Origin of the sequence: Streptomyces sp. BR123 (assembly GCF_013401435.1) — a bacterium.
Lineage (GTDB): Bacteria > Actinomycetota > Actinomycetes > Streptomycetales > Streptomycetaceae > Streptomyces.
Genome location: NZ_JACBGN010000222.1, coordinates 1 through 11,978, shown reverse-complemented (window position 1 = coordinate 11,978; position 11,978 = coordinate 1). Strand labels below are relative to the sequence as shown.

General features: G+C 73.1%; 10 protein-coding genes. 3 read left to right on the top strand and 7 right to left on the bottom strand.

Features of this window, described 5'->3' with window-relative positions:
* The first annotated feature begins 54 nt into the window (after nt 1–54).
* Nucleotides 55–1,395, top strand: coding sequence for a UDP-N-acetylglucosamine 1-carboxyvinyltransferase (murA, locus tag HYE82_RS27015; RefSeq protein WP_179176775.1), 1,341 nt, complete (start codon nt 55–57; stop codon nt 1,393–1,395).
* A 187-nt stretch (nt 1,396–1,582) separates the two neighbouring features.
* Here the strand turns inward: murA and HYE82_RS27010 are convergent, their stop codons facing one another.
* The 4 genes from HYE82_RS27010 to HYE82_RS26995 form a co-directional block, all read right to left on the bottom strand.
* A complete protein-coding gene (locus tag HYE82_RS27010; RefSeq protein WP_030875040.1) occupies nt 1,583–1,864 on the bottom strand; it encodes an HU family DNA-binding protein in 282 nt (93 codons plus the stop codon).
* A gap of 307 nt (nt 1,865–2,171) precedes the next feature.
* Complete coding sequence (locus HYE82_RS27005) at nt 2,172–3,605, bottom strand: NAD-dependent malic enzyme (protein WP_179176774.1); 1,434 nt, start codon at nt 3,603–3,605, stop codon at nt 2,172–2,174.
* Nucleotides 3,606–4,102: 497 nt separating this feature from the next.
* A complete protein-coding gene (locus tag HYE82_RS27000) occupies nt 4,103–6,451 on the bottom strand; it encodes a UvrD-helicase domain-containing protein (RefSeq protein ID WP_179176773.1) in 2,349 nt (782 codons plus the stop codon).
* A gap of 91 nt (nt 6,452–6,542) precedes the next feature.
* Nucleotides 6,543–7,178 (bottom strand): ABATE domain-containing protein, encoded by a 636-nt coding sequence (locus HYE82_RS26995; protein WP_179176772.1) that lies wholly within the window; start codon nt 7,176–7,178, stop codon nt 6,543–6,545.
* A 275-nt stretch (nt 7,179–7,453) separates the two neighbouring features.
* Here HYE82_RS26995 and HYE82_RS26990 point away from each other — a divergent pair, with 275 nt between their 5' ends.
* The gene (locus HYE82_RS26990) at nt 7,454–7,672 is read left to right on the top strand and encodes a type II toxin-antitoxin system VapB family antitoxin (protein ID WP_179176771.1); all 219 of its coding nucleotides are present in this window, start codon (nt 7,454–7,456) and stop codon (nt 7,670–7,672) included.
* A gap of 1 nt (nt 7,673) precedes the next feature.
* On the top strand, nt 7,674–8,096 hold the full coding sequence (locus HYE82_RS26985) for a PIN domain-containing protein (protein ID WP_179176770.1): 423 nt from the start codon (nt 7,674–7,676) through the stop codon (nt 8,094–8,096).
* Here the strand turns inward: HYE82_RS26985 and HYE82_RS26980 are convergent.
* The 3 genes from HYE82_RS26980 to HYE82_RS26970 all read right to left on the bottom strand — a co-directional run bounded on the left by HYE82_RS26980 (nt 8,093) and on the right by HYE82_RS26970 (nt 11,882).
* Nucleotides 8,093–9,319, bottom strand: a complete 1,227-nt coding sequence (locus HYE82_RS26980) for a uroporphyrinogen-III synthase (RefSeq protein ID WP_179176769.1) — start codon at nt 9,317–9,319, stop codon at nt 8,093–8,095. The genes HYE82_RS26985 and HYE82_RS26980 overlap by 4 nt on opposite strands.
* Before the next feature lie 125 nt (nt 9,320–9,444).
* Nucleotides 9,445–10,815 (bottom strand): NarK/NasA family nitrate transporter, encoded by a 1,371-nt coding sequence (locus HYE82_RS26975; protein ID WP_179176768.1) that lies wholly within the window; start codon nt 10,813–10,815, stop codon nt 9,445–9,447.
* A gap of 95 nt (nt 10,816–10,910) precedes the next feature.
* Nucleotides 10,911–11,882, bottom strand: a complete 972-nt coding sequence (locus tag HYE82_RS26970) for a LysR family transcriptional regulator (RefSeq protein WP_179176767.1) — start codon at nt 11,880–11,882, stop codon at nt 10,911–10,913.
* Nucleotides 11,883–11,978: the final 96 nt, after the last annotated feature.

Sequence of the window (11,978 nt, the reverse complement as noted above, 5' to 3'; positions counted from 1 at the left end):
CCTGCCCACCTCCCCCGGCCCTGCCGGGCGGACCCCTTCCGGAACGCGAGATTCATGACCGGCACAGACGATGTCCTGCTTGTCCACGGCGGTACCCCGCTCGAGGGCGAGATCCGTGTCCGCGGTGCGAAGAACCTCGTGCCCAAGGCCATGGTCGCCGCTCTGCTCGGCAGCGAGCCCAGCCGGCTCCGCAACGTTCCCGACATCCGCGACGTGCGGGTCGTCCGCGGCCTGCTCCAGCTCCACGGGGTGACCGTACGCCCCGGCGAGGAGCCCGGCGAGCTGGTGCTCGACCCGACGCACGTCGAGAGCGCGAACGTCGCCGACATCGACGCCCACGCGGGCTCGTCCCGCATCCCGATCCTCTTCTGCGGCCCGCTGCTGCACCGCCTCGGCCACGCCTTCATCCCGGGCCTGGGCGGCTGCGACATCGGCGGCCGGCCGATCGACTTCCACTTCGACGTGCTCCGCCAGTTCGGCGCGACCATCGAGAAGCGCGAGGACGGCCAGTACCTGGAGGCCCCGCAGAGGCTGCGCGGCTGCAAGATCCGCCTGCCGTACCCGTCGGTCGGCTCGACCGAGCAGGTGCTGCTGACGGCCGTCCTGGCCGAGGGCGTCACCGAGCTGACCAACGCCGCGGTCGAGCCCGAGATCGAGGACCTCATCTGCGTCCTGCAGAAGATGGGCGCGATCATCTCCGTGGACACCGACCGGACCATCCGGATCACCGGTGTCGACCGCCTCGGCGGCTACAACCACAAGGCGCTCCCGGACCGCCTGGAGGCCGCCTCGTGGGCTTCCGCGGCCCTGGCGACCGGCGGCAACATCTACGTGCGCGGCGCCCAGCAGCGCTCGATGATGACCTTCCTGAACACGTACCGGAAGGTCGGCGGCGCCTTCGAGATCGACGACGAGGGCATCCGCTTCTGGCACCCGGGCGGCCCGCTCAACGCGATCGCCCTGGAGACGGACGTGCACCCCGGCTTCCAGACCGACTGGCAGCAGCCGCTGGTGGTGGCCCTGACCCAGGCCACGGGCCTGTCGATCGTCCACGAGACGGTCTACGAGTCCCGCCTCGGGTTCACCTCGGCCCTCAACCAGATGGGCGCGCACATCCAGCTGTACCGCGAGTGCCTGGGCGGCTCCGCCTGCCGCTTCGGCCAGCGCAACTTCCTGCACTCGGCGGTCGTCTCCGGCCCCACCAAGCTGCAGGGCGCCGACCTGGTCATCCCCGACCTGCGCGGCGGGTTCTCGTACCTGATCGCGGCGCTGGCGGCCGAGGGCACCTCGCGGGTCCACGGCATCGACCTCATCAACCGCGGCTACGAGAACTTCATGGAGAAGCTCGTCGAGCTGGGGGCCAAGGTCGAGCTCCCCGGCGGCGAGCTCGTCTGAGCCCGAGCTCTCCCACACCGGGGCCCGTGTGGCCCCTGAGGCCCCTGAAGGGCCCTCAGGGGCCCCGTAGGGGCCGCGGACAGGCCGAAGGGCGGCCACCCACCGGGTGGCCGCCCTTCTGCTTCGTACGTGCTGCGTACTCCTGCCGTCCCGGGGGCCTGTGCGGCCCTCGGCACAAGGGCGGGACTTACTTGCCCTTGGCGGCTTCCTTGAGCTTGGAGCCCGCGGAGACCTTCACGCTGTAGCCGGCCGGGATCTGGATCGGGTCGCCGGTCTGCGGGTTGCGAGCGGTGCGAGCGGCACGGTGGGTGCGCTCGAAGGTCAGGAAGCCGGGGATGGTGACCTTCTCGTCGCCCTTGGCGACGACCTCGCCGATGGTCTCGGCGAGCGCGGCCAGAACGGCGTCGGCGTCCTTGCGGGTCACCTCGGCGCGCTCGGACAGAGCGGCCACCAGCTCACTGCGGTTCATGTTGTACTCCCGTGTTCAACTTGCCTTGGAGGCGTGAGATCGAAGCCGATGCTGCCAGGGCCCTCGGACAGTGCCCGGACCCGGGTCTGAAGCGTCAGACCCTCGCGCCCGGTTACGCATCCTGCCCCCACCAGCGGCGGGAAAGCCAATCCGGCACCCGCCAGGGTCACACGAAAAGCGCCACAGTCACGCCTCGGTGACGCTCCGTCCGCACCGGTGGGAAGGGCGTCCCGGTCCTCGTGGGCATTCCCCGCAACACTAGAGGCGGCCGGCCCTGCCTGCATCCCGCGACGCGCCGGGATCCGGCTCAGGCGGACGTGGGCGTCGTCACAGCGGCCGCGGCGGCGGTGGCGGCCTTGCGGACGGCGCCGGCGACCGCGCCCGCGACCTTGTCGTTGAAGACGGACGGAATGATGTAGTTCGCGTTCAGCTCGTCCGCGCCGACGACGTCCGCCAGAGCGGTCGCGGCGGCCAGCATCATGTCCGTGTTCACCGTGCGGGACTGGGCGTCCAGCAGGCCGCGGAAGACGCCCGGGAAGACCAGCACGTTGTTGATCTGGTTCGGGAAGTCGGAGCGGCCGGTGGCCACGACGGCCGCGGTCTGGCGGGCGATCGCCGGGTCCACCTCGGGGTCCGGGTTCGCGAGCGCGAACACGATCGCACCCTCCGCCATGGCGGCGACGTCCTCACCGGACAGCACGTTCGGGGCCGAGACGCCGATGAACACGTCGGCGCCGACGACGGCCTCCTTCAACGTGCCCGTGTAGCCCTCGGGGTTGGTGTTGTCGGCGATCCAGCGCAGCGGCGAGTCCTCGGCGGCGTCGACCAGGTCGGGACGGCCCGCGTGCACGACGCCGTGGATGTCGGCGCTCACGACGTTCTTCACGCCGGCCGCGAGGAGCAGCTTGAGGATGGCGGTGCCGGCCGCGCCGGCGCCCGACATGACGACCTTGACGTCGCCAACTGCCTTGCCCACGACGCGAAGTGCGTTGGTGAGGGCGGCGAGCACGACGATCGCGGTGCCGTGCTGGTCGTCGTGGAAGACGGGGATGTCGAGGGCCTCGCGCAGCCGGGCCTCGATCTCGAAGCAGCGCGGCGCGGAGATGTCCTCCAGGTTGATGCCGGCGAAGCCGGGGGCGATCGCCCGGACGATGGCGACGATCTCGTCGGTGTTCTGGGTGTCCAGGCAGATGGGCCACGCGTCGATGCCGGCGAACCGCTTGAAGAGGGCGGCCTTGCCCTCCATGACGGGCAGGGCGGCCTTCGGGCCGATGTTGCCGAGGCCCAGCACGGCGGAGCCGTCCGTCACGACTGCGACGGAGTTGCGCTTGATGGTGAGGCGGCGCGCGTCCTCGGGGTTCTCGGCGATCGCCATGCACACGCGGGCCACGCCCGGGGTGTAGATCATCGAGAGGTCGTCGCGGTTGCGGATGGGGTGCTTGGACGCCATCTCGATCTTGCCGCCGAGGTGCATCAGGAACGTGCGGTCGGAGACCTTGCCGAGGCTGACGCCCTCGATGCCGCGGAGCTTGTCGACGATCTCGTCCGCGTGCGCGGTCGAGGTCGCGGCGATGGTGACGTCGATACGGAGCTTCTCGTGACCGGAAGCGGTCACATCGAGGCCGGTGACCGAGCCACCGGACGACTCCACGGCGGTGGTGAGCTGGGAGACCGCGGTTCCGCTCGCGGGCACTTCCAGGCGGACCGTCATCGAGTACGAGACGCTGGGCGCCGTTGCCATGGCCGTGTTTCCTCTTCTGTCCCTGTTTTTCGTGTACGTACAGGGCCCCGCAGCACGTCGGTGCGGCAGGACCTGTTGTCCGATCGTCCCACCTACCGGTCAGTAGCAGGTAACCAGCCACGAATTCCGGAAAAATTCTTCCACCATGCGAGACAAGTGGTGGGCGGGGAGGCGCACGCGGGCACGAAAAAGGTCCGCGCCCCTCGGCTTCGAGGAGCGCGGACCTGCCGAAATCCATGACACCGACCCGCCATGCTCGCCTCGCGGCAAGTGGTCGCTCTAGGCGACGAAGGTTGGGCCCGGGGGCTTGGATCGAGCCGGTGTCGTACCCAGGCTAACAAAGGATCCGGGCGGGCGGTCCCCCGCGCGGGACTCCGCCCCGTCCCACCACGCTTCCGGCCGCGGGCCATCCGGGACGGCGGACGGCGCCGCAGCCGCCTGCCCCGCCCCGCCGGAGCCCCGTCAGGCCGCCGTCACGGACGCCGTCACGGACGCCGTCACGGACGGAGCAGGGACGGCAGGCCGTCCGCGTCCGGTTCGTCCCGCTCGGTGGAGATCACCGTCAGCTGCTGCGTCGCACGCGTCAGCGCCACGTACAGCACGCGCAGACCCGCCGGGAACTCGCCCGCCTCGACCTCCTCGCGGCTGGTGCCGCCGGCGATCTCCGCCGGGGAGACGACCACCGTGGCGTCGTACTCCAGGCCCTTGGCCTCCAGGCTGCCCAGCGCGACCGCCCGCTCTCCGAGGTCGGCCAGCCAGCCGGCGGCCTCCTCGCGCCGGTCCATGGCGACGACCACGCCGACGGTCCCGTCGACCTGCTCCAGCAGCCTCCGGGTCTCCTCCCGCACCGCCGCGCCCAGATCGCCGTCGGCGACCGTGAACCGGGGCTCCAGGCCGGTGGAGCGGACCGCGGTCGGCGGCTCCATCCCCGGCATCGCCAGCTTCAGCACCCGCGCGGCGATCTCGGCGACCTCGGCCGGGTTGCGGTAGTTCACCGTCAGGGTGAAGCGCCGGCGCGGCCGGGTGCCCAGGGCCTCGTCACGGGCGGCGGCCGCCTCCTCCAGGTCGATCCACGAGGACTGCGCCGGGTCGCCCACCACCGTCCAGGTGCCGTGCCGGCCCCGGCGGCCGACCATCCGCCACTGCATGGGCGTCAGGTCCTGCGCCTCGTCCACGATCACGTGCGCGTACTCGGTGCGCTCCGCCGCGATCCGCTCCGCGCGCTCCCACTGGCTCTCCTCGCGGACCGGCATCAGCTCCTGCAGCCCGGTCAGCTGGTCCAGCGGGTCCGCCTCACGCTTCCGCTTCGGCCGCGCCGGGGCGCCGAGCAGCTGCTGGAGCTCGTCCAGCAGCGCCACGTCGTGCACCGACAGCGGGCCGCTGCCGTCCGGTCCGACGCGGCGCAGCGAGCGGGCCGTCCGGCGGACCTCGCGCGGGTTCAGCACCCGGCGCGACCAGCGGCCGAGGCGCCGCTCGTCGGCGAGCGCGCCGAGCACGCCGCGCGGGGTCAGCTCGGGCCACCAGGCGTTCAGGAACTCGATGAACGAGTCCTCGGTGGAGACGTCCTCGTCGAAGGCCGAGCGGAGTTCCGCCGCGAGCTCCGGGTCGCTGTGCCGGCCGGCCGCGCCCGTCTTCGCGTACAGGGCGTCGAGGAGCAGCTTGCGGGCGCGCGGGCGCAGCAGGTTGACGGGGGCGGTGCCGCCGAGGACGTTCTGCCGGATCCGGTTCAGCTCCTCGGCCTCCAGCTCCACGCGGCGGGAGAAGGCCACCACGCGCAGCCGCTCCGGGGCGTCGCCGAGTTCGAGCGCGCCGCGGACGGCCTTGCGCAGGACCTTCAGCATCCGGGAGGAGCCCTTGATCCGGGCGACGGCCGCCTCGTCGTAGGCGGTCGCCTCGGCGCCGTCGACCAGCGAGCCCAGCGCCCGGATGGCGACCTGGCCCTCCTCGCCGAGCGAGGGCAGCACGCCCTCGGTGTACGCGACGAGCAGCGGCGTCGGGGAGACGATCAGGATGCCGCCGGAGTAGCGGCGCCGGTCCTGGTACAGCAGGTAGGCGGCGCGGTGCAGGGCGACGGCGGTCTTGCCGGTGCCGGGGCCGCCCGCGACCTCGGCGACGGACGCGGCGGGGGCGCGGATCACGAGGTCCTGCTCGGCCTGGATGGACGAGACGATGTCGCGCATGGAGTGCGTCCGGGCCCGGCCGAGGGCGGCCATGAGGGCGCCGTCGCCGATGGCGGGCAGTTCGCGGCCGTCGAGGAAGGCGGTGACCTCGGGGCGCATCAGGTCGTCCTCGACGCCGAGGACCTTGCGGCCCTTGGAGCGGATCACACGGCGCCGCACGACCCGGCCGGGCTCCTTGGGCGTGGACCGGTAGAACGGCGCGGCGGCCGGCGCCCGCCAGTCGATGACCAGCGGGGAGTAGTCGGCGTCGAGGACCCCGATCCGCCCGATGTGCAGGGTCTCGGCGATGTCGGCGACCGGGCCGGCCCCGCCGCCCTCGCGGATCGCGTCGTCGGCGGGCTCGACGGAGGTGTACGCGCCGTCCGGGCCGCGCGCGCCGTCCTTGCCGAGCACCAGGTCGATGCGGCCGAAGAGGAAGTCCTCGAACTCGTTGTTCAGCCGGTTGAGGTGGATGCCCGCCCGGAAGACCTGCGCGTCGCGCTCGGCCAGCGCGCCGGGCGTGCCGACCTGGCCGCGCTTGGCCGCGTCGTTCATCAGGAACTCGGCCTCGTCGATCTTCTCCCCGAGGCGGCGGTACACCTGGTCCAGATGAGTCTGCTCGATCGCGATCTCCCGATCGCGGACGGAATCCGCCGTGCTGTCGACAGCGGCATCCTGCGCGGCCACCAAGGCCCCCTTCTGACGTGCGTGGGCGACCGTCAACCGTACGCGAAGCGGTGCCCGGTCCGCACGCCCGTTCCGCCGGCAGCCGCCCCGATCACCTGGCCGGGCGGGCGGCGAGGGCGCGGCGCCGGTGGCGGGCGACGCGCTCGCGGTTGCCGCACACCTCGCTGGAGCACCAGCGGCGCCGGTGGCCGCGGGATGTGTCCAGGTAGACGCGGGTGCAGCCGTCCGCCGCGCAGGAGCGCAGCAGGGCCCGGTCACCGGGGTCGGTGAGGAGTTCCACGGCGTCCCGGGCGACCGCGGCGAGCAGCGCCCCGCACTCCACCCCGCCGCACAGCTCCCGTACGAGGTGCCCCTCCTGGTCCCGGACGGCGCACAGGCCGGGGGGTGGTCCGGCGGCCAGCGCGTTGACCCGGGCGAGCGCGCCCTCGTCGGGCCCGGCGCCGCCGAGCTCGGCGCGGACGAGGCTGCCGACGTCGGCGCGCAGGGTCCGGAAGGCCGCGACCCAGTCGGGGCCCACGCGGGTCAGCGGGGTCCGGTCGGGGACGAGTCCGACACCGGCGAGCCACAGGCGCAGCCCGTCGCCGTCGCGGAGCTCCTCGGTGGGCCCGTCGGCCGCGCCGGCGGAGGCACCGGCGGGCCCTGCCGCGGCGCCGGCGGAGCGTACGGCGGCGGGTGCCGCGGAAGTGGCCAGCAGGTCCAGGCACACCCGCCCGGATTCGAACCACATGCCCGTCACCGCCTCTTGTCCAGGGACGCGCTTTCAGAGTGCCGCGCACCGGGTGGATGCGGAACCCCCCGGACGGGCGTCCGGCCGGTCCCGCGGGCGCCAGGACCGGTCCCGCGGGGCGGTCGCGGGGGTCACGGGGGCGCGGAGGCCCAGGCCGGCACTGCTCGTGGCGACGGCATCGACGTCGTGGGCGAGGCCGTCGCGGGCGAGGCCGAACGCGATGTATGTGATATCCGATACCCTTGGACAAAGCCCATGTTCTGCTGGAGGCCCTTGTGTCAGCCACCCAGATCGATCTCGACGACGAAGCCCTGGCCGAGGCGATGCGGCTCTCGGGAGCCCGGACCAAGAAGGAGACCGTCAACCGCGCCCTGCGCGAGTACGTCGAGCGACGGCGCCGCACGGAGGCCCGGCTGCGCCACTTCCAGGCCGCGCAGGACTGGGACGAGGAGGGTTTCCTCCGTCAGCACCGCGCCGAGAAGGGGCTCGGCTGAGGTGCTCCGCTATCTGATCGACTCGACCGCGGTGTGGCGCCTCCAGCGCGACCGGGTGCTCAACGGCGCCTGGGCCCACGAGGTCGACGAGGGCAGCGTCGGGTCGTGCCGACCCCAGCGGACGGAGTTCCGCCGGTCGGCGCGGAACCTCGACGAGTACGAGGCCATGACGGACATGTTCGCCGACCTCTACCCCGACGTCGCCGTACCCAAGAACGCGTGGCAGTGGATCGAGACGGCGCAGTACCGCCTTGCGCAGCGCGGCCAGCACCAGAGCCTTTCCGTCGTCGACTGGATCGTCTGTGCGACCGCAGCACACCACGGGCTTGTCATCCTCCACGACGACAAGGACTTCACCGCTGCGGCGGCGCTGCTGCCGGACGTGCAGGAGCACAACGTCCACCGCACCGCCCGCGGCGGCTAGCCGCCGTCGGCGTACTTGGCGTCGACCTGCGCGTCCAGTGCCAGCCGGTAGCCCCGCTTGACCACCGTCTGGATGAGGTTCGCCACCCCCAGTGCCCCGCGCAGCCGGGCCATGGCCGTCTCCACGGCGTGTTCGTCGCGGCCGGCCCCCGGCAGGGCCCGCAGCAGGTCCGCGCGGGCCACGACCCAGCCGGGCCGCCGGGCCAGTGCCCGCAGCAGGGCCATCCCGGCCGGCGGCACGGGCCGCAGCCCGTCGTCCACGAGCGCGGCCTGGCCCCGGATCTCCAACCGGTGCCCGGCGACCGGCAGCACCTTGGCCCGGCCGGGCAGTTCCCGGCACAGCAGCTGGACCAGCGGGCCCAGCCGGAACCTCTCCGGCTGCACGGTGTCCACGCCGCGCGCCTGCAGCGGTACCGCCGTCACCGGGCCCACGCACGCCGCGAGGACGCTGCCGCGCAGGGCGGCGAGCACGGGCTCGGCGAGCCCCCGCTCCTCGGCGCGGGACAGCAGCGAGGCGGCCGCCGGGGCGGAGGTGAAGCTCACCGCGTCGACCCCGCCGCACACGACGGCGTCCAGCAGCCGGTCCAGCGGTCCGAGGTCCTCGGGTGCCATCCACCGGTACACCGGCACACCGACGACATCGGCCCCGCCGGCCCGCAGGGCCTCGACGAACCCGGGCAGGGGTTCGCCGTGCAGCTGGATCGCGATGCGCCGCCCGGCGACCCCGCCGGCGAGCAGCCGGTCGAGGACCTCGGCGAGGGATTCCGACTCCGGGGACCAGTCCTCGACGAGTCCGGCGGCCCGGACGGCACCCTTCACCTTCGGCCCGCGGGCGAGGAGTTCGGCGGCGCGCAGCCGTCCGAGGAGTTCCTCGCCGATGCCCCAGCCGTCGGCGGCCTCGATCCAGCCGCGGAACCCGATGGCGGTCGTGGCGACGACCGCGTCGGGCGGGCAGGCGAGCAGTTCCCTTGTGGCGGCCAGGAGTTCGCTGTCGTCGGCCAGCGGCACGATGCGCAGTGCGGGGGCGTGCAGGACGGTGGCCCCGCGCCGGCGCAGCAGGGCGATCAGCTCGTCCGCCCGCCGGGCGGCGGTGACGCCCACGGTGAATCCGGCCAGCGGGGCGACCGCCGTTGCCGCCGTGCCGGCGGCGGGAGCGGTGGCGACGGCCGTGGCGGTTGCGGTGGCGGCTGCGGCTGCTGTGCGCGTCGGGGTGTCGTCGTCCATGGTGACCTGCCTTGCCCAGTGGGTCGATATCACGTTCGCGACCACGTGTCGCGCGACGGGAACCGAGCCTGTCAAGTCTGCGTGTCAGGCCCGGTTCCGCTGTATTTCGTGGCCGTAAACCGCTGTTACACCGACGTGAGCTGCGGCTTGGTCTCGACCCCGACCTGCGGGCGGGCCGGGGCGGCGGGCCGGCGAAGGTATACCGCCCAGGTGACCGTGCAGCAGACGGCGTAGCAGGCGAGGAAGGCGACGAAGGCGGCGGTCCCGGATCCCGAGGTCCGGAAGGCCTCCCGGAAGGCCAGGTTGATGCCGAGTCCGCCGAGCGCGCCGACGGCCCCGATGAGGCCCATGGAGGCGCCGGAGAGCCGCCGCCCGTAGGCGGCCGCGGCCTCGCCGCCCATGCCGCGGGCGAGGGCCTGGGCCTGGAAGATGCCGGGGATCATCTTGTACGTGGATCCGTTGCCGATCCCGCTGAGCACGAACAGCCCGACGAATCCGACGAGGAAGAGGGGCAGCGACTCCTTCAGCGAGGCGTGGACGACCACCCCGGTCGCGGCGGCCATCGCCGCGAAGGCGCCGAGGGTGATGCGCGCCCCGCCGAACCGGTCCGCGAGAGCACCGCCCACGGGACGGACCAGTGAACCGAGGAGCGGTCCCACGAAGGTGAACGAGGCGGCCTGCAGCGGGGTCCGGCCGAACTGCGTCTGCAGCACCAGCCCGAAGGCGAAGCTGTAGCCGATGAAGGAGCCGAAGGTGCCGACGTACAGCAGCGCCATGATCCAGGTGTGCCGTTCGCGGACCGCCTCGCGGACGGCGCCCCCGTCGTTCCGTACCGGCGCCAGGTTGTCCATCCGCAGCAGCGCCATGACGGCCGCGGCCACGATCAGCGGCAGGTAGGCGGCCAGGAGCAGCCTCGGATGCCCGGCGCCGGCGGTGGCGATGACGAGAAGGGCGGCCAACTGCACCACCGGGACGCCGATGTTGCCGCCGCCCGCGTTCAGGCCGAGCGCCCAGCCCTTCTTCCGCAGCGGGAAGAAGGCGTTGATGTTCGTCATCGAGGAGGCGAAGTTCCCGCCTCCGACACCGGTGAGGGCCGCCACGGCCAGGAAGGTCCCGTACGGGGTCCCGGGCTCCATGACGACCAGCGCGGCCACGGTCGGCGCGAGCAGCAGCAGCGCGCTGACGACGGTCCAGTTCCGGCCGCCGAACCGGGCGACGGCGAAGGTGTACGGGATGCGGACGAGGGCGCCCACGGTCGTCGCCGTCGCGATGAGGAAGAACTTGCCGGCCGGGTCGATCCCGTACTCGGGGCCCATGAAGAGCACCATCACCGACCAGAGGGACCAGATGGAGAAGCCGATGTGCTCGCTGACCACGGACCACAGCAGGTTGCGGCGGGCGATCCGCTCCCCGGACTCCTTCCAGAAAGCCTCGTCCTCCGGGTCCCACCGCTCGATCCAGCGGCCTCCCCTGCGCGGTGCGGTCGTACCGGTCATCACACGCCTCCACAGTCCTCGGTCCGTGGTACGACCGTAGGAACGGCGCGTTTCGGCCCCGGTCCCCGCCGGATGACCGGCGGGAAACCTTGCACTCACCCGCCGCCGGTCAGGCCTGTGAGCGCGGCGGCCGGCAGCCAGCTCCCGGCGGGCACGTCCAGCCAGCCGCGGTCGGCGGCGAGGTGCGCCGCGGCCCGGCGCAGCGCGTCGAGGCCCGGGTGCCGGAAGCCTTTGCGCCACACCATCGACAGCGGCGAGAGCGGCAGGGGGTCGGCCAGCGGGCGCTTCAGGCAGCCGGGCATGTCGACGAAGTCCACGGTGGCCAGGACCGGGTTGCGGGTCTTCACCATCACCCGGCGGAACTCGTCCTTCCCCACGGCCACGGGCGCGGGCGGCGCCAGCGCGATCCCACGGCCCTCGAACAGCTCGCGCGCCAGCCGCGTCCATTCCAGGGTCCGCGGGTTCCCGGCGCCGGCGTACACCCGCTCCCCGGCGAGCGCGCCGACGGCAACCGGCCCGCCGGACCCGGCCAGCGGGTGCCCGTCGGGCAGCAGCACGGCGAGCGGCTCGTACCGTACGGGCACGTGGTCGAGGCGGGCCCGCAGCGCCGGCTCCAGCCCGCCGACGTACCCGAACGCCACGTCCAGCCGCCCGGCGGCGACCTCGGCCGCGGCGTGCGTCAGGCCGCTCTCGAAGCGGGCCATCAGCTCGCAGTCCGGGGCGAGTTCACGGGCCCGCTCCAGCACGGTGCGGGCGGTGCTCGGCCCGTCGGTGTTCAGGTCGACCAGCAGAGGGCGTGGGCCGGCGAAGGCCGCGGACAGCTCCTCGTACGCGGCCAGCACCCGCCGGGCCGGCGCCAGCAGCCGCTCCCCGTCGGCGGTGAGCTCGACGGTACGGGTGGTGCGGACGAACAGGGCTGCGCCCAGGGCCTCTTCCAGGCGGCGCACGTCCCTGCTGAGGGCCTGCTGGGCGATGTACAGCCGGGCGGCGGCGCGGGTGAAGTGCAGCTCTTCGGCCACCACGAGGAAGGCGCGCAGCAGCCGGGGTTCCACATCACGGGCATTCACCCGCCGAGACTAACAATGAAACCCGGTGAATCGCCCGTGATCAGGTGTTGGACGCCCCGGCCCCCCGCCCCCGATCTTGGATGGCATGCCGCACAC